At 58.9% G+C, this 22768-nt stretch carries 21 protein-coding genes and 2 tRNA genes; 10 read left to right on the top strand and 13 right to left on the bottom strand.

Going from position 1 to position 22768, the window contains the following annotated elements:
- Nucleotides 1-6 precede the first annotated feature (6 nt).
- Nucleotides 7-588 (bottom strand): D-sedoheptulose 7-phosphate isomerase, encoded by a 582-nt coding sequence (lpcA, locus tag ACTJJ6_RS09910; protein WP_004930220.1) that lies wholly within the window; start codon nt 586-588, stop codon nt 7-9.
- A gap of 246 nt (nt 589-834) precedes the next feature.
- Here lpcA and fadE point away from each other — a divergent pair, with 246 nt between their 5' ends.
- Nucleotides 835-3291 (top strand): acyl-CoA dehydrogenase FadE, encoded by a 2457-nt coding sequence (gene fadE / locus ACTJJ6_RS09905; RefSeq protein WP_016928993.1) that lies wholly within the window; start codon nt 835-837, stop codon nt 3289-3291.
- A gap of 291 nt (nt 3292-3582) precedes the next feature.
- The gene (locus ACTJJ6_RS09900; protein ID WP_016928994.1) at nt 3583-3735 is read left to right on the top strand and encodes a type I toxin-antitoxin system Hok family toxin; all 153 of its coding nucleotides are present in this window, start codon (nt 3583-3585) and stop codon (nt 3733-3735) included.
- 73 nt (nt 3736-3808) lie between these two features.
- On the opposite strand, the gene mtnK is transcribed toward ACTJJ6_RS09900, so the two are convergent.
- Nucleotides 3809-5008: an S-methyl-5-thioribose kinase gene (mtnK, locus tag ACTJJ6_RS09895; RefSeq protein ID WP_016928995.1), complete on the bottom strand. Its 1200-nt coding sequence runs from the start codon at nt 5006-5008 to the stop codon at nt 3809-3811.
- 145 nt (nt 5009-5153) lie between these two features.
- Between mtnK and mtnA the strand changes: the two genes are divergently transcribed.
- On the top strand, nt 5154-6182 hold the full coding sequence (gene mtnA, locus ACTJJ6_RS09890) for an S-methyl-5-thioribose-1-phosphate isomerase (protein WP_049299727.1): 1029 nt from the start codon (nt 5154-5156) through the stop codon (nt 6180-6182).
- Nucleotides 6183-6199: 17 nt separating this feature from the next.
- Here the strand turns inward: mtnA and ACTJJ6_RS09885 are convergent, their stop codons facing one another.
- Genes ACTJJ6_RS09885 through ACTJJ6_RS09875 form a run of 3 tightly spaced genes read right to left on the bottom strand, consistent with a single transcriptional unit; the run spans nt 6200 to nt 8039 of the window.
- Entirely contained in the window at nt 6200-6742 is a 543-nt protein-coding gene (locus ACTJJ6_RS09885; protein ID WP_028127829.1) for a 1,2-dihydroxy-3-keto-5-methylthiopentene dioxygenase, read from the bottom strand.
- Nucleotides 6739-7428, bottom strand: a complete 690-nt coding sequence (gene mtnC, locus ACTJJ6_RS09880; protein WP_016928998.1) for an acireductone synthase — start codon at nt 7426-7428, stop codon at nt 6739-6741. The genes ACTJJ6_RS09885 and mtnC overlap by 4 nt, the downstream gene beginning before the upstream one ends.
- On the bottom strand, nt 7425-8039 hold the full coding sequence (locus ACTJJ6_RS09875; protein WP_016928999.1) for a methylthioribulose 1-phosphate dehydratase: 615 nt from the start codon (nt 8037-8039) through the stop codon (nt 7425-7427). Before ACTJJ6_RS09875 ends, mtnC begins: the two co-directional genes overlap by 4 nt.
- Nucleotides 8040-8203: 164 nt before the next feature.
- Between ACTJJ6_RS09875 and ACTJJ6_RS09870 the strand changes: the two genes are divergently transcribed.
- The gene (locus tag ACTJJ6_RS09870; RefSeq protein WP_016929000.1) at nt 8204-9364 is read left to right on the top strand and encodes a pyridoxal phosphate-dependent aminotransferase; all 1161 of its coding nucleotides are present in this window, start codon (nt 8204-8206) and stop codon (nt 9362-9364) included.
- On the top strand, nt 9352-10125 hold the full coding sequence (locus tag ACTJJ6_RS09865) for an amidohydrolase (RefSeq protein WP_016929001.1): 774 nt from the start codon (nt 9352-9354) through the stop codon (nt 10123-10125). Before ACTJJ6_RS09870 ends, ACTJJ6_RS09865 begins: the two co-directional genes overlap by 13 nt.
- A gap of 152 nt (nt 10126-10277) precedes the next feature.
- Here ACTJJ6_RS09865 and ACTJJ6_RS09860 read toward each other — a convergent pair whose 3' ends face one another.
- Nucleotides 10278-11156: a siderophore-interacting protein gene (locus ACTJJ6_RS09860; protein WP_116403898.1), complete on the bottom strand. Its 879-nt coding sequence runs from the start codon at nt 11154-11156 to the stop codon at nt 10278-10280.
- Between the two features lie 234 nt (nt 11157-11390).
- Here ACTJJ6_RS09860 and ACTJJ6_RS09855 point away from each other — a divergent pair, with 234 nt between their 5' ends.
- On the top strand, nt 11391-13631 hold the full coding sequence (locus ACTJJ6_RS09855; RefSeq protein WP_049299730.1) for a TonB-dependent siderophore receptor: 2241 nt from the start codon (nt 11391-11393) through the stop codon (nt 13629-13631).
- Nucleotides 13632-13736: 105 nt separating this feature from the next.
- Here ACTJJ6_RS09855 and ACTJJ6_RS09850 read toward each other — a convergent pair.
- A tRNA-Asp gene (locus ACTJJ6_RS09850) sits at nt 13737-13813 on the bottom strand.
- 144 nt (nt 13814-13957) lie between these two features.
- The gene (gene dnaQ / locus ACTJJ6_RS09845) at nt 13958-14701 is read right to left on the bottom strand and encodes a DNA polymerase III subunit epsilon (protein ID WP_143778594.1); all 744 of its coding nucleotides are present in this window, start codon (nt 14699-14701) and stop codon (nt 13958-13960) included.
- A gap of 72 nt (nt 14702-14773) precedes the next feature.
- Between dnaQ and rnhA the strand changes: the two genes are divergently transcribed.
- Nucleotides 14774-15241, top strand: coding sequence for a ribonuclease HI (rnhA, locus tag ACTJJ6_RS09840; RefSeq protein ID WP_004930193.1), 468 nt, complete (start codon nt 14774-14776; stop codon nt 15239-15241).
- On the opposite strand, the gene ACTJJ6_RS09835 is transcribed toward rnhA, so the two are convergent.
- Complete coding sequence (locus tag ACTJJ6_RS09835; RefSeq protein ID WP_049300346.1) at nt 15238-15957, bottom strand: class I SAM-dependent methyltransferase; 720 nt, start codon at nt 15955-15957, stop codon at nt 15238-15240. The two genes, rnhA and ACTJJ6_RS09835, sit on opposite strands and share 4 nt — an antisense overlap.
- Before the next feature lie 44 nt (nt 15958-16001).
- Between ACTJJ6_RS09835 and gloB the strand changes: the two genes are divergently transcribed.
- Together gloB and mltD are read left to right on the top strand one after the other, a co-directional pair.
- Nucleotides 16002-16757, top strand: a complete 756-nt coding sequence (gene gloB / locus ACTJJ6_RS09830; protein WP_016929005.1) for a hydroxyacylglutathione hydrolase — start codon at nt 16002-16004, stop codon at nt 16755-16757.
- Nucleotides 16758-16828: 71 nt separating this feature from the next.
- Complete coding sequence (gene mltD / locus ACTJJ6_RS09825) at nt 16829-18211, top strand: murein transglycosylase D (protein WP_004930188.1); 1383 nt, start codon at nt 16829-16831, stop codon at nt 18209-18211.
- 51 nt (nt 18212-18262) lie between these two features.
- Here the strand turns inward: mltD and ACTJJ6_RS09820 are convergent, their stop codons facing one another.
- Together ACTJJ6_RS09820 and ACTJJ6_RS09815 are read right to left on the bottom strand one after the other, a co-directional pair.
- Nucleotides 18263-19057 carry an endonuclease/exonuclease/phosphatase family protein gene (locus ACTJJ6_RS09820; protein WP_028127832.1) on the bottom strand — a complete coding sequence of 265 codons (795 nt, stop codon included), beginning with the start codon at nt 19055-19057 and terminating at the stop codon, nt 18263-18265.
- 239 nt (nt 19058-19296) lie between these two features.
- Nucleotides 19297-20472 carry an MFS transporter gene (locus ACTJJ6_RS09815; protein ID WP_016929008.1) on the bottom strand — a complete coding sequence of 392 codons (1176 nt, stop codon included), beginning with the start codon at nt 20470-20472 and terminating at the stop codon, nt 19297-19299.
- A gap of 104 nt (nt 20473-20576) precedes the next feature.
- Between ACTJJ6_RS09815 and yafC the strand changes: the two genes are divergently transcribed.
- Nucleotides 20577-21464 (top strand): DNA-binding transcriptional regulator YafC, encoded by an 888-nt coding sequence (gene yafC / locus ACTJJ6_RS09810; RefSeq protein ID WP_004930183.1) that lies wholly within the window; start codon nt 20577-20579, stop codon nt 21462-21464.
- 47 nt (nt 21465-21511) lie between these two features.
- Here yafC and dkgB read toward each other — a convergent pair whose 3' ends face one another.
- Entirely contained in the window at nt 21512-22315 is an 804-nt protein-coding gene (dkgB, locus tag ACTJJ6_RS09805) for a 2,5-didehydrogluconate reductase DkgB (protein WP_016929009.1), read from the bottom strand.
- Between the two features lie 211 nt (nt 22316-22526).
- Nucleotides 22527-22603, bottom strand: a tRNA-Asp gene (locus tag ACTJJ6_RS09800).
- Nucleotides 22604-22768 lie beyond the last annotated feature (165 nt).

The following is a 22768-nucleotide window of genomic DNA, read 5'->3' as shown; positions in this document are numbered from 1 at the left end:
AGGCTATTACGCCTTAACCATCTCTTTTTCGATCAGCTGAATCAAGATGTGAATCGCTTTAATGTGGATTTCCTGAATGCGATCGGCATAACCGAAGTGCGGCACGCGAATTTCCACATCGGCGGAACCCGCCATCTTGCCGCCGTCCTTGCCGGTCAGGGTGATCACTTTCATCCCCTTGGCACGCGCCGCATCGATAGCCTTGATGATGTTGCCGGAGTTGCCGGAGGTGGAAATGCCCAGCAGCACGTCGCCTTCGCGGCCCACCGCTTCCACATAGCGCGAGAACACATACTCATAGCCGAAGTCGTTGCTGACGCAGGACAGGTGGCTCACGTCCGAGATGGCAATCGCCGGGTAGCCCGGGCGGTTTTCGCGGTAGCGGCCGGTCAGCTCTTCGGCGAAGTGCATCGCGTCGCAATGGGAACCGCCGTTGCCGCAGGAAATCACTTTACCGCCGGCTTTGAAGGAATCCGCCAGCAGCACCGCCGCGCGTTGGATGGCGTCGATGTTGGCGTCGTCATTGATAAATTTCGCCAGGGTATCAGCCGCTTCGTTCAGTTCACTGCGAATAAGGTCGTGGTACATGAGGAACCTCTTGTTATCGTCAAATCTTCCGCTCCGCAGTGTACCGGATCGCGGAAACAGCGAGAAGCATTCTCGGCCAAACAGCGCGCCGGTTAAGGAAGCGGAGAGGTTTTTGATGATTGGTGCTGTCAGTTTGTGACCTGAGTTGTAATTAAACTGTAAACGCATTGATAAAAATTCTGCCTTGTACTAAAACCTATTACATACACACAACAGGTCAGACCTCTTACTACTTCGGAGCTTCTTATGATGGTTCTTAGTATCGTCGTTTTCCTGGCTCTCCTCGGCGTGGTGTTCTACCACCGAGTGAACCTTACCCTCAGCAGCCTGATCCTGGTGGCGTACACCGCCGTCATGGGCGCTATCGGCCTGTGGAGCTTCTGGCTGTTGCTGCCGCTGGCGATCGTGCTGCTGCCGCTGAACCTTTCCTCTGTACGCCGTTCCCTGCTCTCCGCGCCGGCGCTGCGCGCCTTCCGCAAGGTGATGCCGCCGATGTCCACCACCGAGAAGGAAGCGATCGACGCCGGCACCACTTGGTGGGAAGGCGATCTGTTCCGCGGTGCGCCGGACTGGAACAAGCTGCACAGCTACCCGAAACCGCGCCTGACGGAAGAAGAGCAGGCGTTTATCGACGGCCCGGTGGAAGAAGCCTGCCGCATGGCCAACGACTTCCAGATCACCCACGAACTGGCCGATCTGCCGCCAGAACTCTGGGCGTACCTGAAAGAACACCGTTTCTTCGCGATGATCATCAAGAAAGAGTACGGCGGTCTGGAATTCTCCCCTTACGCTCAGGCGATGGTGCTGCAAAAACTGGCCGGCGTTTCCGGCATCCTGGCGATCACCGTCGGCGTGCCAAACTCCCTCGGCCCGGGCGAACTGCTGCAGCACTACGGCACCGAAGAACAGAAAAACCACTATCTGCCGGGCCTGGCGCGCGGCGACGAAATCCCATGCTTCGCGCTGACCAGCCCGGAAGCGGGTTCCGATGCCGGCGCGATCCCGGACGTCGGCACCGTGTGCATGGGCGAATGGCAAGGCAAGCAGGTGCTGGGCATGCGCCTGACCTGGAACAAGCGCTACATCACGTTGGCGCCGGTCGCCACCGTACTGGGCCTGGCGTTCAAACTGCATGACCCGAACCGCCTGCTGAGCGACAACGAATCCCCGGGCATCACCTGTGCGCTGATCCCGACCAGCACCCCGGGCGTGGAAATCGGCAACCGTCACTTTCCGCTGAACGTGCCGTTCCAGAACGGCCCGACCCGCGGCACCGACGTGTTCGTGCCGATCGATTACATCATCGGCGGGCCGAAAATGGCCGGCCAGGGCTGGCGCATGCTGGTTGAGTGCCTGTCGGTCGGTCGCGGCATCACCCTGCCGTCCAACTCTACCGGCAGCCTGAAATCCATCGCCCTGGCGACCGGCGCCTACGCGCACATTCGCCGTCAGTTCAAGATCTCCATCGGCAAGATGGAAGGGATCGAGGAACCGTTGGCGCGCATCGCCGGCAACACCTATGTGATGGACGCCGCCGCTTCGCTGATCACCTATGCGCTGGTGCAGGGCGAGAAACCGGCCGTGCTGTCGGCCATCGTCAAATACCACTGCACGCACCGCGGCCAGCAGTCGATCGTTGACGCCATGGATATCGCCGGCGGTAAAGGCATCATGCTGGGCGAATCCAACTTCCTGGCTCGCGCTTATCAGGGGGCACCGATCGCCATCACGGTGGAAGGCGCGAACATCCTGACCCGCACCATGATGATCTTCGGTCAGGGCGCGATCCGCTGCCATCCTTATGTGCTGGATGAAATGGCGGCGGCGCAGAACAACGATCTGAACGCCTTCGATAAATCGCTGTTCGGCCACCTGGGTCACGTCGGCAGCAACAAGGTACGCAGCTTCTGGCTGGGCCTGACCAACGGCCGCACCAGCGCCACGCCAACCAAGGACGCGACCCGTCGTTACTATCAGCAGCTGAACCGCCTGAGCGCCAACCTGGCGCTGCTGTCGGACGTTTCCATGGGCGTGCTGGGCGGCAGCCTGAAGCGCCGTGAGCGCATCTCCGCTCGCCTGGGGGATATCCTCAGCCAGATGTATTTGGCTTCCGCCGTGCTGAAACGCTTTGACGACGAAGGCCGTCAGAAAGAAGATCTGCCGCTGGTGCATTGGGGCGTGCAAGACAGCCTGCATAAAGCCGAACAGGCGCTGGATGATCTGCTGCGCAACTTCCCGAACCGCTTTATCGCCGGCGCGCTGCGCTTCGTGGTCTTCCCGTTCGGCCGCGTGCATACTGCGCCGTCCGATCGCCTGGATCATCAGTTGGCCAAGATCCTGCAGGTGCCTTCCGCCACCCGCAGCCGTCTGGGGCGCGGCCAGTACCTGACGCCGAGCGAGCATAACCCAATCGGCCTGCTGGAAGCGGCGCTGGCCGACGTGATGGCCGCCGAGCCGATTCACGAACGTCTGTGCAAGGCGGCCGGCAAAAACCTGCCGTTCACCCGTCTGGATCGTTTGGCGGAGCGCGCGCTGGAAGAAGGCAAGATCAGCGCCGATGAAGCGAAGATCCTGGTGAAAGCCGAAGAGAGCCGCCTGCGCTCCATCAACGTGGACGACTTTGCACCGGATGCGCTGGCGGCCGCCAAGCCGGAAAAGCCGGCGGCGCAGTCTAAGCGCCAGCAGCAGACCGAAGCGGCTTAACGCCAACTCCCACTCCACGCATCCAAGGGGCGATCATCATCGCCCCTTTTTTCTTTTGCTTTCAGGACAAACTGCGCACCACGCCGCAGGTTGGCGCAACGGCGGATTTCACGGGAAGGAAGTTCGGGTAGACCGCGCGGCGGGTGCTCTGGATCTTTCTGTCCGGCGCCTTGGCAAAGGAGAGAAAGAGAAAGGCCCCGAGTCGATATTATCAACCCGAGGCCACTCTGATGCCTAGCAACATCAGGTTAGCCTCTTACCCGCCGCAAGGCAAGGATAGGGAGGTCAAAAATGCAGCAAAAACGGGTCGTACTTAAACTGGTGATCGTCTGTATGACGCTGCTCGCGTTCATCTGGCTAACCCGCGGTTCGCTGTGCGAACTGCGCATCAGGTTGGGAGACTCGGAGGTTGCGGCCACTTTGGCTTACGAATCCGGACGGTAAGGCAACCCAACGGCGGGGTTCGCCCCGCCCGTTGGCTGATGGTGTCAGGCAGGATCCACGAGCACCCGCCTTTTCAGCCCTGCTGACGAATGCGCGCCAACAGCGCGTCGATATGCTCGATCTGCGGCGCATTGACGATCAGCGTGCGCCCCAATCCCAGGGCGTGACGCTGACAGTCGAGGCGCATGTCGGCGTCGGCGATGCTGTCCAGATCGGCGACGTGCGCCAGGCCGATGGTGCGCCGAATCAGTTCGGTGCCGCAGTATCCTATCGCGTCGCTCCAGACCTGCTGCAGGAACTGCTCGGCGTAACCCGGCGTCGCCAGCGCCGCATCGCGGCTTTGCTGATGGCACAGCGCCAGAAAGCGATCGGCAAAGATCAGCCACAGCTCGCGCACATCCTGCAGCCGCTGCTCGCGCCCGGCGGCGGCGTCGCGCGGCCCGAACAGCCCCGGCTGGCCGCAATAGTTGAGCAGCAGGTTGCCTAACGCAGTGCCGACATCGAAACCGATCGGGCCGTAGAAACCGAATTCGGCGTCGATCGCTTTCAATCGCCCTTCCGCCACGAAGATCGAACCGCTGTGGATATCCCCGTGCAACAGCGCCTCCGCCTTGCTGAGGAAGCGATGTTTCAGGCCGGCGACCGCCAACTTCAGCGGCGCATCCTCGCGCAGCGCCTGCACCTGCGGCAACAGCGCCGCCTCGAACTGATTGCGCTCATGGTCGATATAGGGATCGGTAAAGAACAGATCTTCGGTGATCTGGCACAGTTCGGGGTTGGTGAAACGGCTGACTTCCGCCTTTTTCTGCTGCGCCGACTGATAAAAATCGGAGGTGTGAAACAGCGTCTGCGCCAGGTATTCCGCCAGTTGCCCGGCCGCCAGCGGATGATAGTTCCCCTGCACCAGTTCACTGCGCCAGATGCGATGATCGGAGAGATCTTCCTGCACCATCACCGCCAACTCGGGATCGTGATGCAAGACTTTTACCGTATGCCGCGGGCAGAAACCGCCGTGGACCAGCAGCGTTTCCGCTTCGATGCGCGCCCGATCCAACGTCAGCGGCCAGGATTCGCCCACGCAGCGCACGTAGGGCAGCGCCTGTTTGACGATCACCCGGCTCACACCTTCACGATCGCGGATCTTGAACACCAGGTTCAGGTTGCCGTCACCGATCTCGTCGGCGCTCACCAGCGCCTGCGGTTCGGCCACCTGCCCGTATTGGCGGGCATATTCAACGGCATCGGCAGCCGTAAACGTACGATAAAGCGACATTCCCCAACCCCTCTGTTCTCTCTCACTGACCCAGCAACTCTGATTATTTAGACGTAAAAGCATTTGGACGTCTATACATCTGGAAGTCATGTTGGCAGAATAGCGTTTCAGATGCAATAACCACGCAACAAGGAATTAACCGCCGATGCAAGCGCTTAACACCACCAGTTTGACCCTGCGAGATAACCGCCTTTGGATCCTCGATCAGCAAGCCCTGCCGCAGGAAAAGCGGTGGCGCGCTTGCGACAGCGTGGAAGAGTTGGTCGGGCACATTCACAGCCTGCGGGTGCGCGGCGCTCCGCTGATCGGGCTGTCCGCCAGCCTGCTGTTGGCGCTGCTCGCGGAACGCGGTCTGCCGCGCGCCGAGCTGGAGCAGGCGCTGCACACGCTGCGCGCCGCCCGCCCGACGGCGGTTAACCTGATGAACAATCTGGATCGCATGAAGTTGGCGCTGGCGGAACCTGACTGGGCGCCGGCGATGGTGGACGAAGCGCTGCGGTTGGTGGAGGAGGATCGCCTGCTGTGCGATCGCATCGCCGATCGCGGCGCAGGGCTGGTCAAGCCCGGCAGCCGCCTGCTGACCCACTGCAATACCGGCGGATTGGCCACCGCCGGCGTCGGCACCGCTATCGGGGTGCTGCTGCGCGCCCACCAGCAGGGCAAGGTGCAACAAGTATGGGTCGATGAAACCCGGCCGCTGCTGCAGGGCGGCCGCCTGACCGCCTGGGAACTGGGCGAGCTGGGCATTCCCTATCGTCTGATCTGCGATTCAATGGCCGCCAGCCTGATGGCGCAAGGCCAGGTCGATGCGGTATGGGTCGGCGCGGATCGCATCGCCGCCAACGGCGACGTCGCCAACAAGATTGGCACCTACAGCCTGGCGGTGCTGGCGCACTATCACGGCATCCCGTTCTACGTGGCCGCCCCGCACACCACCCACGATCCGCACTGTCCGGACGGCGCCGCCATCCCGATCGAGCAACGCGCGGCGGCCGAAGTCACCGGCGTTTCAGGCAGCTTCGGCACCTGCCAGTGGGCGCCGGCCAAGGCGCCGGTCTACAATCCGGCGTTCGACGTCACGCCGGCAAAACTCATCAGCGGGTGGGTGTTCGACAGCGGCGTGATCACGCCGCAGCAGGTTGAAGCGGGGATTTTCCGGCGGACACTGGGTTAACGCCCGCCGGTTGACGATCAGTCCAGACGCGGATAGGCATCGGCGATCGTGTCGCCGGTGAAATGCGCCACCCAGCCCTCCGGGTTGTCAAATACCCGGATCGCGGTAAAGTGCGGCGCCGAGCCCATATCGAACCAGTGACGGGTGTTGGCCGGCACTGAGATCAGATCGTTCTTTTCGCACAGGATCTGGAAGATCTTGCCGTCCAGATGCAGGCAAAACAGCCCCGCCCCTTCAACGAAAAAGCGCACTTCATCCTCACCGTGCGTGTGTTCGGACAGGAATTTTTCGCGCAGCGCCTGACGCTGTTCGTGGTCCGGCCGCATGCTGATCACGTCCCAGCTCTGGTAGCCCTTTTCCGCCACCAGCCGGTCGATCTCATGCTGGTAGGCGGCGATCACCGCCTGCGGCTGCGGATTGTCGCCCAGTTCGCGATCCGCCTGCCAACGCTCAAAGCGCACGCCGATCTGCGCCAGCTGCCGCTGGATTTCCTGCGCGTCGCGGCTCTGCCACAGCGGCTGCTGCGGCGCTGTATCACTGAAAATGGTCAATCCACTCATGAGACAAACTCCCCTAAATCGATATGATCAAAACGGCTGACCTGCGGATGCCGGCTCTGTGCATCCGCCTCATCGCGGATCAGCTGGCAGGTATGCCAGCCGGCGGCCTGCGCGGCGTCCAGTTCCTGGTGGATATCGGACAGGAACAACAGTTCGTCGGGCGCGATGCCGATAGCCTGCGCAATGTTGCGGTACGACGCGGTTTCACGCTTGGCGCCGACGTGCGTGTCGAAATAGCCGCTGAACAGCGGCTGCAGATCGCCGGCGCTGCTGTGGCCGAACAGCAGCTTCTGCGCTTCCACCGAACCGGAGGAATAGACGTAAAGCTTCAGCCCCTGACGCTGCCAGGCGGCCAACTGCCCCGCAACCTCCGGGTACAGATGCCCGCGGAAATCCCCTTCGCGATAGCCGCTGCGCCAGATGATGCCCTGCAGCGCCTTGAGCGCGGTGGATTTGCGGTCTTCATCCATAAAGCGGTACAGCGCGGCGATCAGCGCGTCGAGATCCGCCTGCGGCTGGTCAATTTCAGCGCGCAGCGCCGCCAGCGGCGCGGCGACTTCGCTCTCCGTGGCGTGACGGCGTACAAAATCCGCCAGCCGTTCGCGGGCATAGGGAAACAATACCTGGTGCACGAAGCGAATATCGCTGGTGGTGCCTTCAATATCGGTCACGATAGCGCGGATCATTTCGCCTCCAGCAAGCGACGTTGCAGTTCACACTGGAACAGGAATTCCAGCCCTTCGAGATGGCGGCGGGCTTCCGCCACCTGACTTCCCCAGCAATAGAGACCGTGGCCGCGCACCAGAAAACCGTACTGCAGCGGCGTGACCTCGGCATAGGCCGCGACGCGCGACGCCAGCCGGGGAATGTCCTGATCGTTATCGAAAATGGGGATCGCCACGCTGTCCAGGTGGCTGCGCTGACCGGCGAGCGACTTTTGCATTTCGTACCCCTGCAGCACCAACGCATCGCCGCGTTCCACCCGCGACAACACGGTGGCGTTGACGGAATGGGTATGCAACACCGCGCCAAGGTGCGGGTACAAGCGATAGAGCAGCGTATGCAGCCCGGTTTCCGCCGACGGCGTACGGCCGCTCGGCACATGATTGTCGGCGATATCCACCTGCAGAAAATCGGCGGCGCTCAGGCTGCCTTTGTCTTTGCCGGATTCGGTGACCAGGCACTGGCGTTCGTCGAGGCGCAGCGACATGTTGCCGCCGGTCGCCGGACACCAGCCTTTGTCGCCAATCCAGTGGCAGGCCGCCAGTAATGCGGTAAGTTGCGGATTCTCCGTCATTGTTATCGTTTCCCGTTCGGTAAGGCGGCCGGCAGATGAAACGTTGCCTGCCGCGTGGCGGGCTAAGCACTTTTTCGCATTTAGCCATCTAAGCGTCTTGATTGCCAAATACTAGCATCGTGTTATATTGACGGCAATATAAGCGCCTGGAGTATTCACCTGCTATGAGCACTTCCGCATTGATTCCCGAAAGTAAACTGCCTGCCCTGGGCACCACCATCTTCACCCAAATGAGCGCGCTGGCGCAGCAGCATCAGGCGATCAACCTGTCGCAGGGCTTCCCTGATTTCGACGGGCCGGACTACCTGAAAGAACGCCTGGCCTGGCACGTCGCCCAGGGCGCCAACCAATATGCGCCGATGACCGGCGTGGCGGCGCTGCGCGAAGCCATCGCCGACAAAACCGCCGAGCTGTATGGCTGGCAGCCGGACGCCGGCGGCGAAGTGACCGTCACCGCCGGCGCCACCGAAGCGCTGTTCGCCGCCATCACCGCGCTGGTGCGCCCCGGCGATGAGGTGGTCTGTTTCGATCCGAGCTACGACAGCTACGCGCCGGCGGTGACGCTGGCGGGCGGCGTACTCAAACGCCTCGCCCTGCAGCCGCCCGCGTTTGCCGTGGATTGGCAACGGTTCGCCGCCGCGCTGTCGCCGCGCACCCGCCTGGTGATCGTCAACACGCCGCACAACCCGTCCGCCACCGCCTGGCAGGCGGAAGACATGCAACAGCTGTGGCACGCCATCGCCGAACGCGAAATCTACGTGCTCAGCGACGAGGTTTACGAACACATCTGCTTCGCCAAAGGCGGCCACGCCAGCGTGTTGGCCCACCCGCAGCTGCGCCAACGGGCGATCGCGGTCTCCTCTTTCGGAAAAACCTTCCACATGACCGGCTGGAAAGTGGGTTACTGCGTGGCGCCCGCCGCGCTGAGCGCTGAGGTGCGCAAGGTGCATCAATACCTGACCTTTTCGGTCAATACTCCGGCGCAGCTGGCGCTGGCGGATAGCCTGCGCGCCGAGCCGGAGCACTGGCGACAGCTGCCGGCGTTCTATCGCGCCAAGCGAGATCGCTTTGTGCAGGCGCTGGCGAGCAGCCGACTGGAAATTTTACCCTGCGCCGGTACATACTTCTTGCTGGCGGACTACAGCGCCATCTCCGATCTGGACGATGTAGCGTTCTGCCATTGGTTAACCGAGCACGTGGGCGTGGCGGCCATTCCGCTGTCGGTCTTCTGTGCCGATCCTTTCCCTCATAAATTGATCCGGCTGTGCTTCGCTAAACAGGACGCCACGCTGGATGCAGCTGCGGAGCGGTTATGTCGACTTTAAAAATTACCCTGTTGCAGCAACCGCTGGTCTGGCGCGACGGCCTCGCTAACCTGGCCGCCTTCGACGCGTTGCTGGCGCCGATCGCCGGGCGTGATCTCATCGTCTTGCCGGAAATGTTCACCACCGGTTTCGCCATGGATGCCGGCGAGAGCGCCCTGCCCGAACAGCAGGTGATCGACTGGCTGCACGGTTGGGCGGTGAAAAGCCATGCGTTAATCGGCGGCAGCGTGGCGCTGAAAACTGACGAGGGCGCGGTCAACCGCTTCCTGCTGGTGGAGCCGGGCGGCCAGGTGCATGCCTATGATAAACGCCATCTGTTCCGCATGGCCGGCGAACACCTGCACTACCAGGCCGGCAACCGGCGTGAAATCTTCGAGTGGCGCGGCTGGCGCATCCTGCCGCAGATCTGCTACGACCTGCGTTTCCCGGTCTGGGCGCGCTATCAGCAGGATTACGATCTGGCGCTGTACGTCGCCAACTGGCCGGCGCCGCGCAGCCGCCATTGGCAAACGCTGCTGGCGGCGCGGGCGATTGAAAATCAGGTGTATGTGGCGGGCTGCAACCGGGTGGGCGACGATGCCAACGGCCTGAACTACAGCGGAGACAGCCTGATCATCAGCCCGCAGGGCGAGATCCTGGCTGATGCCGAGCCCGGCGCAGCCGCGCAGCTGGACGCTGAGCTGTCGCTGGAAACCCTGCAGAGTTACCGCAACGCCTTCCCGGCCTGGCGCGACGCCGACAGCTTTCTGCGTCTCGACTGATTAAACACGCTCCCAGCCGGCGATTGGCACGTCGATGTTCGGCAGAGAGATAAAGGCTCCGCGCCGATCGCCGCCAGCTTGTCGCCGCGCGTCATCATCCGTGCGGCGGCCTGCTGCGCCTCCAGCGCCGATGCCGGAAAAGGACGGCGCACTCAACACCAGTAGGCCATAAAGTTAACGGTAGCGCGGTCCAGATCGCGTTCGCCGATCAGGTAACGCCGCAGCGTTTTCACCGTGGAAGACTCGGCCGCCACCCAGGCGTAGAAAGCGTTGCTGCCAGCTGCCCGCTCCCACAACACCTCATCGCTCAGGCTGCTTTCCACCAGGGACTGCGCCTGCGCACAGGCCGACGCGGGGATATCCACCCGCTGGCGCACCGCTTCCACCAGCAACGTGCCGTGCGCCAATTGGCGGCCCACATCGCGCGGCAGCCAGTAAACCTCGGCGAACGGGAAACGGGTCAAATCCAGGCAATCCCCCGCCTGCGGCACTTCGAAGAACGCCTGCACGCGCGGCGGATTAGCCTGCTGCGCCAATTGCTCCAGAATGCCCATCGCCGCCGGCACGGCCGTTTCATCGGCGATCAACAGCGCCTGCTGCAACTGCGCCGGCGGCGTCCATTCGTAGCCGCCGCTGTCGCCGTCGAAGTCAGCGTTGGGGGCGACGGTCTGAATGGCATCACCCGGCTCGGCGTGAGTCGCCCAGGCGGAGGCCGGGCCGTTCACGCCATGCAGCACGAACTCGACGTCCATCTGATTCTGCTCACGGCGCAGCGCACGCAGCGTATAAGTGCGCATCACCGGGCGCCGCTCTTTGGGGATCGCCATGTAATCGCCGTACCAGTCCGGGCTATTGGCCAATTGCGGGATCTGGCCGTCCGCCGCCGGGAACAGCAGTTTGATGCGCTGATCCGGCGCTTCCAGCTTCATCCGATGAATATCCGCACCTTCAAACACGCAGCGCACCAGCGAAGGTGAAATCAGTATTTTGCTTTTCAAGGTGATATCAAAAATTCTGTAGCTGGCGGACATGTTCTCGATTCTCCGGCAACGGCTGTCGCTTGAACGTATGGCCGATCGGCTGCCGTGTTGACGGCGTGGGTTGCTCGATCGCGCAGCGGGCAAAATGTTAATAAAACTAATTAATTACGTTAATGTATCGCAAAAAATCATATCATGATTTTATTGATAACAAGAAACGTTATTGATAAAAGAATCATTCTCAAAAATAACGCAATAACAATATCACCTGGGAAATAAATAACGATGAAACGCAAACACCTTTGGGTTTTGAACCCTTGTCTGCTGGCAATGCTTGCGCCAGCGGCCTGGGCCGAAGATCAGAAAGCCGGCGCCGAAGAGCAGATGGTGGTCTCAGCCAGCCGTTCACACCGTAGCATGGCGGAAATGGCGCAGACCACCTGGGTGATCGAAAGTCAGGAGATCGAACAGCAGGTTCAGGGCGGCAAAGAGATCAAGGACATGTTGGCGCAGCTGATCCCCGGCATGGACGTCAGCGGCCAGGGCCGCACCAACTATGGCATGAATATGCGCGGCCGCTCGATGATGGTGATGATTGACGGCGTGCGCCTGAATTCATCGCGCAGCGACAGCCGCCAGTTGGATTCGATCGATCCGTTCAATATCGATCATATCGAGGTGATTTCCGGCGCGACCTCGCTGTACGGCGGCGGCAGCACCGGCGGCCTGATCAATATCGTCACCAAAAAAGGGCAACAGGAACAGCAGGTCGAGTTGCAGGTCGGCGGTAAAACCGGCTTTGGCGGCCATAACGATCACGACGAGAACGTGGCGGCGGCGGTCAGCGGCGGCAACGACAACGCCTCGGGGCGCCTGTCCGTTTCTTACCAGCGCTATGGCGGCTGGTATGACGGCAAAGGCAATGAGGTATTGATCGACAATACCCAAACCGGCCTGCAGTATTCCAATCGCCTCGATGTGATGGGCACCGGCACCCTCAACATCGACGATCATCAACAGCTGCAGCTGACCACCCAATACTACAAAAGCCAGTCCGACGGCGATCACGGCCTGTTTCTGGGGGAAAACTTCGCGGCGGTGACCGGCAACGCCAAGGCGTACAACAGCGGTAACTTAAACTCCGATCGCATCCCCGGCACCGAGCGCCACCTGATCAACCTGCAATATTCCAACACCGATTTCCTCGGCCAGGATCTGGTGGCGCAGGTCTACTATCGCGACGAAACGTTGACCTTCTACCCATTCCCAACGCTGGCGGGCAAAGCGCCGAACTATTACGTCAGCAGCATTGGCGCTTCGCAGCAAAAAACCGATTTTTACGGCGGCAAACTGACGTTAAACAGCAAACCTGTCGACGCGCTGACGCTGACTTACGGCATCGACGCCGAGCATGAGAGCTTCAACGCCAACCAGCAGTTCTTCGACCTGGCGAAGGCCCAACAGTCCGGCGGCATGACGCTGGAGAACGCTTACGGCACCGGCCGCTACCCGAGCTATACCACCAGCAACCTGGCGTCGTTCCTGCAGGCCAGTTACGACATCAATCCCATCTTCACCCTGAGCGGCGGCGTGCGTTACCAGTACACCGAAAACAAGATTGATGACTTCGTCGGTTATAACCAACAGCAGGCGATCGCCACCGGCGCCGCGACGTCCGCCGACGCTATACCGGGAGGGAAAACCGACTACAACAACGCGCTGTTCAATGCCGGCCTGTTGGCACATCTGACCGAGCGCCAGCAAACCTGGTTCAACTTCTCTCAGGGCTTCGAGATCCCGGATCCGGGCAAATATTACGGCAACGGCACCTACGCGTTGAACGGCAGCCATTATCAATTGCTGAAGAGCGTCAACGTCGGCGATTCCAAACTGGAAGGCATCAAGGTCAATGCCTACGAGCTGGGCTGGCGCTATACCGGCGATAACCTGCGCACGCAAATCGCCGCCTACTACTCGCTGTCCGACAAGAGCATCGCCATCAACAAAACCGACATGACCATCAACGTCAATGCGGACAAGCGGCGCATCTATGGGCTGGAAGGCGCGGTGGATTATTTCTTTGAAGACAGCGACTGGAGCGCCGGTACCAACTTCAACCTCATCCGTTCCGAAACCAAGGTCAACGGCGAATGGAAGAAGCTGGTGGTCGATACCGCCAGCCCATCGAAAGTCACCGCTTATGTCGGCTGGGCGCCGGGCGACTGGAATCTGCGCTTACAGTCGCAGCAAACCTTCGACGTGTCGGACGACGGCGATTACACCAAAGCCAACTCCACTCAGGGCCGCAAGATCGATGGCTACAACACCGTCGACTTCCTCGGCAGCTATACCCTGCCGGTAGGAAAAATCAGCTTCAGCGTGGAAAACCTGCTGGACAAGGAGTACACCACCGTTTGGGGCCAACGCGCGCCGATCCTGTACAGCCCGACCTACGGCTCGCCTGAGCTGTACAGCTATAAAGGCCGCGGACGCACCTTCGGCTTGAACTATTCGGTGTTATTCTGAGGATAAGGGGCCGGTCCGCCGGCCCCGTTGATTGGGCCGCACCGTTTTTCAGAGAACGGAAACGACGAAGCCCTGAGTTATCGCTAACTCAGGGCTTCTGAATAGTGGCGGAACGGACGGGGCTCGAACCCGCGACCCCCTGCGTGACAGGCAGGTATTCTAACCAACTGAACTACCGCTCCGCGCCATTCCCTCTTGCGGGGGAACGAGGCGCATATTACGGACGCCTCTCGGTTCCGTCAACGCCTTTTTCTCCGCAAATGAACCGTTTGCACAGTTTTTCAACGAAGATTCATCCGGTGAGGTTTTTTCACGCAAAAACGCCGTTATTCCGCCGGCGCCCCGCGCCACAGGCAGCTACCGCCCTTTTTTGCCACCAGATCCAGACGCGCCTCGTGCGCCTTTATTTCTTCGTCGCTGGCGTAGACCACTTTCATCGCCGTAGCCGGGCGGACGATACGCTGTATTTCTTGCGCGGCGTCATTTTGCTGGGTATCCCCCTCCATCTGGAACGCTATCGAGGTCTGACCGCCGGTCATCGCCAGATAGACTTCCGCCAGGATCTCGGCATCGAGCAATGCGCCGTGCAGCGTACGCTTGCTGTTATCTATCTCATAACGGCTGCACAAGGCATCGAGGTTGTTGCGCTTGCCCGGGAACAGGCGACGCGCCATCAACAGGCTGTCGGTGATGGTGCAGAAGGTCTCGGTCTTCGGGATGCCCTGCTGCAACATGCGGAATTCGTGATCCATAAAGCCGATATCGAACGCCGCGTTATGGATCACCAGCTCGCCGCCGCGGATAAAGTCGAGAAATTCCTCGGCAACCTGATCGAAGGTCGGCTTGTCGGCCAGGAAGTCGTCGCTGATGCCGTGTACGCCGTAGGCTTCCGGATCCACCAGCCTATCCGGCTTGATGTAAACGTGGAAGTTGCGCCCGGTCAGGCGGCGGTTAATCACCTCCACCGCACCGATTTCGATGATGCGGTGCCCTTCGTAGTGCACCCCAAGCTTGTTCATACCGGTGGTTTCGGTATCGAGGACAATCTGTCTGGTGGTTGTAGAGATCATATTGCAGTGCTCACAGCGCTCGTTTATGTCAGACTTGGCTTTTATAAAACTGATAGGAAGAGTCTACCAGAGATGCTCAAACAGGTAGAAATTTTCACCGACGGCTCCTGCCTTGGCAACCCCGGCCCCGGTGGCTACGGCGCGATACTACGCTATAAGCAGACGGAAAAAACCTTCAGCGAAGGATTTCGTCTGACCACCAATAACCGCATGGAAATGATGGCGGCGATCGTGGCGCTGGAAGCGCTGACCGTCCCCTGCGCCGTGACGCTCAGCACCGACAGCCAGTACGTGCGCCAGGGCATCACCAGCTGGATCCATAACTGGAAGAAACGCGGTTGGAAAACCGCCGACAAAAAACCGGTCAAAAATGTCGATCTGTGGCAGCGGCTGGATCAGGCCATTCAGCGCCACGAGGTGAAATGGGAATGGGTCAAGGGCCACGCCGGCCATCCGGAGAACGAACGTTGTGACGTGCTGGCGCGCGAAGCGGCCGGCAAACCGACGCAGGAAGACGTCGGTTACCAACCGGAAGCCTAAGGCAGCTTGCGATAGCTCTTGGTCGCGCCCACCGCGCGGCTGAGAGACGGCTTTCTCGCCCCCAGTTTCATCGGCGTAGGCGTCAGCGGCAAGGTGCGCTTACGCGCCACAATCACGCTCATGCAGCCCAGCGCCGGCAAATGGGTACATAAAAACTTGCCGCCCTTGCGGTGCCACGGCAGCACGTGAAAACGCGCCTGGTGCAACACCTCGTAATTCAGCAGGCTGAGCCAATCCAGCAGCCGCATCTGGGTAAACATGCGGCTGACATAGGGCTGGCGGCGACGCAACCCGGGCACCAGCTTGCCCAATCCCAGCAGGCTGAACGGATTGAAGCTGCTGACGACCAACCAGCCGTCGTCGATCAACACCCTGTCCACTTCACGCAGCATGCGGTGCGGATCGTCCGCATAGGACAGCGTATGCGCCAGCAGGCAGGCATCTACCGACTTGGCGGCGAACGGCAGTTGATAAGCATCGGCGACCACCTGCAGCCCTTCCCCCTCCAGCCCTACGTTAACCTGGTGGGAGATTGCGCATTTGTCCGTGGCCAGCTCGGCACTGAGCATGCCCATCTTCAGCAGATGGAAACCGAACAGCTTGGGCCACCAGGGTTGCAACTGCCGCTCGAGCGCTTCACGATAGTACTCCCCCCACGGCAGCTCAGCCCAGGACTGCGGGCCGGTGAGCTTTTGTAGAGTATGGGCTGGTTTCATGATTTATTATCTTCTTTCAAGCCGTTGCCAACGAGAGGTACACCATGAATCTTATCAGCATTCCCGCCTTCCAGGACAATTACATTTGGTTATTGGATGACCGACAGGGGCGCTGCATTATCGTCGATCCGGGTGAAGCGCAGCCGGTACTTGAAGCGTTGCAGCGCCTGCAGCTGGCGCCGGCGGCGATCCTGCTGACCCACCATCATCACGATCACGTCGGCGGCGTGGCGCAGATCGTGGCGCAGTATCCCGGCCTGGCCGTCTATGGGCCGCAAGAAACCGCGGACAAAGGCGCCAACCACATCGTCCGCGACGGCGACACCTTTGACATCGATGGCCGCCACTACAAGACTATCGCCGTTCCCGGTCATACGTTGGGCCATGTGGCATTCTATAGTGCCCCTTATCTGTTCTGCGGCGACACCATTTTCTCCGCCGGCTGCGGCAGGCTGTTTGAAGGCACCGCCAAACAAATGTACGACTCATTTCAACAACTCGCGCAACTTCCCGATAACACCTTAATTTGCTGCGCGCATGAATATACTCTTTCAAATCTTAAGTTTGCGCGGGCTATTTTGCCGGAAGATCGAGAGATTGAAACATATCAACAACATGTTGAAGCGTTAAGGGCAAAAGGCCAAGCCAGCGTGCCGACTACATTGCAATTAGAGCGCAAAATTAACCTATTTTTACGCTGCCATGACACTGATTTACAAAAGAAATTAGGCTTTAATTCACCACCCCAAAGCCTTCATTCAGTTTTTTCCGAATTACGCCTGCGGAAAGATAACTTCTAAGCTTTTAGTTGTGTTATTTGGCGAAGCAAAGTATTATTGCTCGTCTTTTAAGCAACTACATTGACACACACATGAAGGCTAAAGCGATATTTCTCGCCTCAGTCTTGCTAGTGGGTTGCCAGTCGTCCAGGCAGGACGCACCGGCGCCAGAACAGCATGCACAGAGTTTGTCTTCGGCTGGTCAAGATGGTGAAGCAGGAGAGTACACAGCAAATGGCCGAGCGAGCTCGGCGCGGTGGTTGGATAACAACAGTCCCGCCGCGCAACAGGACCTGTGGAACTTCATTAGCGACGAGCTGAAGATGGAGGTTCCGGAAAATTCCCGGATCCGTGATCAGAAAAGAAAGTACTTAAAAAGTAAGAGCTATCTCCACGATGTAACATTACGGGCAGAGCCGTACATGTACTGGATAGTCGGGCAGATTAAGAAACGTAATATGCCGATGGAACTGGTACTGCTACCCATAGTGGAGAGCGCTTTTGACCCACACGCCACGTCAAGTGCCAACGCCGCAGGGCTATGGCAAATCGTGCCGCAAACGGGTCGCAATTATGGTTTGAAAAACAATCAGTGGTATGACGGTCGACGCGATGTCGTCGCCTCAACAACCGCTGCGCTTAACATGATGCAGCGCTTGAACCGCATGTTTAACGGCGACTGGTTACTGACCGTAGCCGCCTATAACAGTGGTGAAGGCCGCGTGATGCAAGCGGTGAAGGCAAACAAACGCCAGGGTAAGCCAACCAATTTCTGGGCATTGTCGCTTCCGCGTGAAACGTCAATCTATGTCCCGAAAATGCTGGCGCTGAGCGACATCATCAAGAACAGCAAGAAGTACGGCGTGAAACTCCCGAAAACGGATGAAACCCGTGCGCTGGCGCGTATTGATGTCGGACAGCAGATCCAGCTGACTCAGGCGGCTGAGATGGCAGGGCTTTCAGTCACCAAGATGAAAGCGTATAACCCAGGCTACAAAAAAGGCGTTACGGCACCCAACGGGCCCCATTACATCATGGTTCCCAAAGGACATGCAGAGCAACTGAAAGACTCGCTGGCCGATGGCCAGATCGCCGTGACTCAGCCAACGACGCAGTTGGCGAAGAACAGCGGTTTGACCGGTGGCAGTTCGTATAAAGTGCGCTCCGGCGACACCTTATCGGGCATTGCCAAGCGGCTGAACGTTAAGACCAGCGATTTGCAGAGTTGGAACAACTTACGCGCCAAGAGCGCCATAAAAGTTGGGCAAACCCTGCAAGTGGCCAGCAATACTGGCAGTAACAGCAGTATCACCTACCAGGTCCGTAAAGGTGATTCGCTCGCCAGTATCGCACGTCGTCACGGCGTCGATATTAACGACGTGATGCGTTGGAATTCAACGCTCGCCAAAGGCAACCTGCAGCCAGGTCTGAAGCTGACCCTGTTTGTCGGCAACAAGCTAACGCCGGATACCTAAGTTTCCGGTACAAAAAAGCACCCTGCGGGGTGCTTTTTTATTACCTGCGATTCACCAGACGGGAGAGTCTTTTTCCGGGTGGAACTCCACCAACAACGGATTGTGATCCGACGCGCTGGTCACCAATACCGACGCCTCCACCACCCCCAGATTGCGGTAAAATACGAAATCCAGCGGACGGCCGAAGGCCTTGCGGCGATGATCGTCGGCGAAGCTCACTTCGCGCAGCGCCATCTCTCCGGCGAAGTCATACAGCGCATTGATGCGCTTGCGGCTCCAGGCGTTGAAGTCCCCGGCCATGATCACCGGCCCCCGGTGGCTGGCGATCTGCTCACCAATTGGCCCCAATTGCTTGCTGTAGACGTCGACGCCCAGGCTAAAGTTCACCGCATGGATGTTCACCACCATCAACAGCTCGCCGTTGTACAGCGGATAAACGGTGATCAGGGCCGACTTGGACAGCCGCAGCAGCGGCTCTCGCTCGCGCAGCGGGCAACAGTAAACAGGATGAGCGGCCGCCAGCGTCATCACGCCGGAAGGGTGCTGCGGTAGCACAAAGGCCGGTACCTGATCGGCCGCCAGGTAGTTGGCGGTAGCGTAGCTCACCAGCTCCGGCGTGGTTTGCGCCTCTTGCAACAGCACCAGTTGCGCGTCTTTGCCATGGTTTTTCAGCACCGAAAGCCAGTCGGCTCGCTGCTGTTTGAAAATATTCCACACCATAACGCGCAAGGCGCCGGTCGTCGGCAGCGCCGCCCCTGGCGGCAACGGCTGGTTAACGGCGCCAGGAAAGATTCGCTCAACTGGCTGACCTGCAACATACCGCATTGCATAAGTTCGTTTCGGCACGCGATTCGCCTATTACCCAGTAACATGAAAACTGGCGATGAAGACTCGCCAACGATGAATTGATTATACGCCTACCCCGCATAGAGGGCATGGCTTTTGCGGGCATCACCTTTTCAGTTATAGGGGCCACCTGCAGCGATTTCAATCTTCTGACGGTATAGCTGTGTAAAGGTGGGGGATAATAGGTGAAAAATGCGAAAAGGCCCGCAAAACGCGGGCCAGGCAGTAATAGTTGCCTATCAAGCTGTTTGCCGCTGAGACTTTTTATCCAGACGGCCACTGAGGCTAACCAGCAACAATGCAACCACCACGATCAGCGCGCCAATCCAGGGGGTCTGCGCCAGCCCCAGCGAGGCAACGGTCTGGCCGCCAATCACCGAACCAAGCGCAATGCCGATGTTGAACGCCGCGATGTTGAGACCGGACGCCACATCCACCGCATTTGGCGTGTATTGCGCGGCTTTTTGTACCACATAGACCTGCAGCCCCGGCACGTTGCCGAAAGCGAACACGCCCATCGCAATCACCGTCAGCAAAGCGGCGATACTGTGGCTGGCGGTAAACTGAAACACCAGTAACAAAACGGCCAACGCGGCAAAGATAAAGCTCAACGCACGCACCGCCCCATGGCGATCGGCCAGCTTGCCCCCCCAGATGTTACCCACCGCCACCGCGACGCCATAAGCCAACAGTATCCAGCTCACGGTCGGAGCAGAGAAGCCCGCCAGTTCCTGCATCATCGGCGCAAGGAAGGTAAAGGTCGTGAAGACCCCGCCGTATCCCAATGCGGTAATTGCGTAAATCAGCAGCAGACGAGGATGGGTCAGTACTTTCATTTGTTCCCGCACGCCGGCGCTGCCCTGGTTCTTGATATTGTTCGGCACCAGAATAATGCTGGCCACTGTAGCGACCGCGCCAATCAGAGAAACGGCCAGGAAGGTTTCACGCCAGCCAAACTGCTGGCCGATGAATGTCCCTAACGGTACGCCGGTCACCAGCGCCACCGTCAGGCCACCAAACATGATGGCAATGGCGGAAGCCGCCTTCTCTTTCGCCACCAGGCTCGTCGCGATAGTGGAGCCGATAGAGAAGAACACGCCGTGCGCCAGGCCGGTCAACAACCGGGCAATCACCAGCGATTCATAGCTGGGTGATTGCCAGGCCAGCAGGTTGCCGAGAGTGAACAGCGCCATCAGGCCAACCAGCAGCAGCTTGCGCGGTATACGGCTGGTCAGGGCCGTCAGCACCGGCGCACCAATGGCCACGCCGAGGGCATAGATAGTCACCAGCAATCCAGCGGACGGTACGGTCACCCCAAGCTGTTCCGCGATAGTCGGGATCAACCCGACAATCACGAACTCGGTCGTGCCGATAGCAAAAGCGCTGATGGTTAAGGCAAGTAATGCGAGTGGCATTTTTACTCCGAAATAGCATTCAAGTTGATGACGGCTATTATCGGCCTATGCTTAAATGATAAAAATGCTCAAAATTTCAAATTAACTTTGCTATCGGAGCAAAAATGAAAGCAAACTCAGACGAGCTGATCACCTTTGTCACCGTAGTGGAAAGCGGCAGCTTCAGCCGGGCGGCCGAACGCCTGGAACAAGCGAACTCCGTAGTCAGCCGAACGGTGAAAAAACTGGAAAGCAAACTGGGCGTGACGTTACTCAACCGCACCACGCGCCAAATCAGCCTGACTCAGGAAGGAGAGAATTACTTTCGCCAGGTGCAGAAGGTACTGAACGACATGGCCGCGGCGGAAAATGCGCTGATGGAAAGCCGCCAGCGTCCGCAAGGCCTGCTGCGCGTCGACGCGGCAACGCCGGTGGTGCTGCACATGCTGACGCCTTTAGTGGCGGAGTTCCGCGAACGTTATCCTGAAATGTCGCTATCGCTGGTGTCTTCGGAAAACTTTATCAATTTGATCGAGCGAAAAGTGGATATCGCAATCCGCGTAGGCGAACTGACCGATTCCACGCTGAAAGCACGCAAACTGATGACCAGCTATCGGCATGTGCTTGCCTCTCCCGCCTATCTGGCTCAACACGGCACGCCACTAACGGTAGAAGATCTTGCACATCACTGCTGCATCGGCTTCAACGACCTGCCCAGCCTGAACCGCTGGCCACTGGCTTGTTCAGATGGCAGCCAGTTGGAAATCACCCCAGGCTTGACGACCAATAGCGGAGAAACCCAGCGCCATCTCTGTCTGCATGGCAACGGTATCGCCTGCCTGTCGGACTTTATGAGCGACGAAGATATCAAACGTGGAGATTTGGTTCCGATTCTGGTGGAAGCGACACTGCCGGTCGCCATGCCGATCAACGCGGTTTATTACAGCGACAGCGCCGTCAGCAACCGTCTGCGCAGCTTTATTGATTTTGTGAGTGAATACCTGAAACGATAAAAAAGGCGCCCCGATGGGCGCCTTATGCTGACTACTGCGAGGAATGATTAATCCCAGTTTGGCGCCAGACCTTCCGGGCTAACCAGACGGCCGTTGCACTCCAGTGCGGCAATCTGCGCCATATCTTCGTCGGTCAGCGTCAGTTGCTGCGCCAACAGGTTGCTCGCCAGGTTTTCACGCTTGGTCGAGGAAGGAATAACTGCATAGCCCAGTTTCAATGCCCAAGCCAGGACAACCTGTGCTGGAGTTGCATTGTGACGAGCGGCGATGCTTTTGATCGTTTCATCCTGCAGCGCTTTGCCGTAGGCCAACGTCATGTAAGAGGTGATGGCGATGCCGTGCTGCTGCGCGAATTCTACCACCTTGCGGTTCTGCAAGAACGGTGACAGCTCGATTTGGTTGGTGGCGATTTCATCGGCGCCAATCGCGTCAATCGCTTGCTGCATCAAATCGATGGTGAAGTTAGATACGCCAATTTGGCGAGTCAATCCCAGCTTTTTCGCTTCCAGCAGCTCAGCCATAAATTCGGCAACCGGCACTTCGTCATTGGGTGACGGCCAGTGGATCAGCGTCAGATCAACGTAGGACGTTTGCAGTTTTTTCAGGCTTTCTTGCAGGCTTGGGATCAGCGCGCCTTTCGCCAGGTTCGCGATCCAAATCTTGGTGGTGATGAACAGGTCTTCACGTTTCACGCCGCTGGCAGCGATAGCCTGGCCAACAGCCGCTTCGTTTTCATAGATCTGCGCGGTATCGATAGTGCGATAGCCCAGCTCGAGTGCGGTGCTGACAGAATCGATAACAACCTGATCCTGAAGGCGGAAAGTACCTAAACCAAATGCAGGGATGCTCATAATGTTTTCTCTCATTAACAGGTAGATGTGGTATGAGGAAGATTATGGCAACTTTTTTATTGATCAAAAACGCCTGGTTCGGCATAAGACTTTTGATCTAACGGCAACAATATGGGGGGTAAGGCGGTAAGGAAGGATAATTCCGGCCTGAAAAGCGTAAAATGCAGATATGAAAAAGCCCTGAGTCGAGACTCAGGGCTTATCAATTAAGTGGCGGAACGGACGGGGCTCGAACCCGCGACCCCCTGCGTGACAGGCAGGTATTCTAACCAACTGAACTACCGCTCCACCGATTCTTTTACGTTGCATCTTTCGATGCCGGCAATATCGCGTTCTGCGATTTGCGCATTACCAGTCGTCACACTGATAACGTTTATTTGATGCCTGGCAGTGTCCTACTCTCGCATGGGGAGACCCCACACTACCATCGGCGCTACGGCGTTTCACTTCTGA

The organism is Serratia sp. 22278, from assembly GCF_052045405.1.
GTDB classification, from domain to species: Bacteria; Pseudomonadota; Gammaproteobacteria; order Enterobacterales; family Enterobacteriaceae; genus Serratia; species Serratia marcescens.
Note: the sequence above shows the minus strand (reverse complement) of the source record. Positions and strands in the feature narration are given on the sequence as shown.

What these genes read in the sequence shown, in the direction of transcription:
- lpcA (WP_004930220.1), bottom strand. Translation starts at nt 588, where the DNA reads ATGTACCACGACCTTATTCGCAGTGAACTGAACGAAGCGGCTGATACC.
- fadE (WP_016928993.1), top strand. Translation starts at nt 835, where the DNA reads ATGATGGTTCTTAGTATCGTCGTTTTCCTGGCTCTCCTCGGCGTGGTG.
- ACTJJ6_RS09900 (WP_016928994.1), top strand. Translation starts at nt 3,583, where the DNA reads ATGCAGCAAAAACGGGTCGTACTTAAACTGGTGATCGTCTGTATGACG.
- mtnK (WP_016928995.1), bottom strand. Translation starts at nt 5,008, where the DNA reads ATGTCGCTTTATCGTACGTTTACGGCTGCCGATGCCGTTGAATATGCC.
- mtnA (WP_049299727.1), top strand. Translation starts at nt 5,154, where the DNA reads ATGCAAGCGCTTAACACCACCAGTTTGACCCTGCGAGATAACCGCCTT.
- ACTJJ6_RS09885 (WP_028127829.1), bottom strand. Translation starts at nt 6,742, where the DNA reads ATGAGTGGATTGACCATTTTCAGTGATACAGCGCCGCAGCAGCCGCTG.
- mtnC (WP_016928998.1), bottom strand. Translation starts at nt 7,428, where the DNA reads ATGATCCGCGCTATCGTGACCGATATTGAAGGCACCACCAGCGATATT.
- ACTJJ6_RS09875 (WP_016928999.1), bottom strand. Translation starts at nt 8,039, where the DNA reads ATGACGGAGAATCCGCAACTTACCGCATTACTGGCGGCCTGCCACTGG.
- ACTJJ6_RS09870 (WP_016929000.1), top strand. Translation starts at nt 8,204, where the DNA reads ATGAGCACTTCCGCATTGATTCCCGAAAGTAAACTGCCTGCCCTGGGC.
- ACTJJ6_RS09865 (WP_016929001.1), top strand. Translation starts at nt 9,352, where the DNA reads ATGTCGACTTTAAAAATTACCCTGTTGCAGCAACCGCTGGTCTGGCGC.
- ACTJJ6_RS09860 (WP_116403898.1), bottom strand. Translation starts at nt 11,156, where the DNA reads ATGTCCGCCAGCTACAGAATTTTTGATATCACCTTGAAAAGCAAAATA.
- ACTJJ6_RS09855 (WP_049299730.1), top strand. Translation starts at nt 11,391, where the DNA reads ATGAAACGCAAACACCTTTGGGTTTTGAACCCTTGTCTGCTGGCAATG.
- dnaQ (WP_143778594.1), bottom strand. Translation starts at nt 14,701, where the DNA reads ATGATCTCTACAACCACCAGACAGATTGTCCTCGATACCGAAACCACC.
- rnhA (WP_004930193.1), top strand. Translation starts at nt 14,774, where the DNA reads ATGCTCAAACAGGTAGAAATTTTCACCGACGGCTCCTGCCTTGGCAAC.
- ACTJJ6_RS09835 (WP_049300346.1), bottom strand. Translation starts at nt 15,957, where the DNA reads ATGAAACCAGCCCATACTCTACAAAAGCTCACCGGCCCGCAGTCCTGG.
- gloB (WP_016929005.1), top strand. Translation starts at nt 16,002, where the DNA reads ATGAATCTTATCAGCATTCCCGCCTTCCAGGACAATTACATTTGGTTA.
- mltD (WP_004930188.1), top strand. Translation starts at nt 16,829, where the DNA reads ATGAAGGCTAAAGCGATATTTCTCGCCTCAGTCTTGCTAGTGGGTTGC.
- ACTJJ6_RS09815 (WP_016929008.1), bottom strand. Translation starts at nt 20,472, where the DNA reads ATGCCACTCGCATTACTTGCCTTAACCATCAGCGCTTTTGCTATCGGC.
- yafC (WP_004930183.1), top strand. Translation starts at nt 20,577, where the DNA reads ATGAAAGCAAACTCAGACGAGCTGATCACCTTTGTCACCGTAGTGGAA.
- dkgB (WP_016929009.1), bottom strand. Translation starts at nt 22,315, where the DNA reads ATGAGCATCCCTGCATTTGGTTTAGGTACTTTCCGCCTTCAGGATCAG.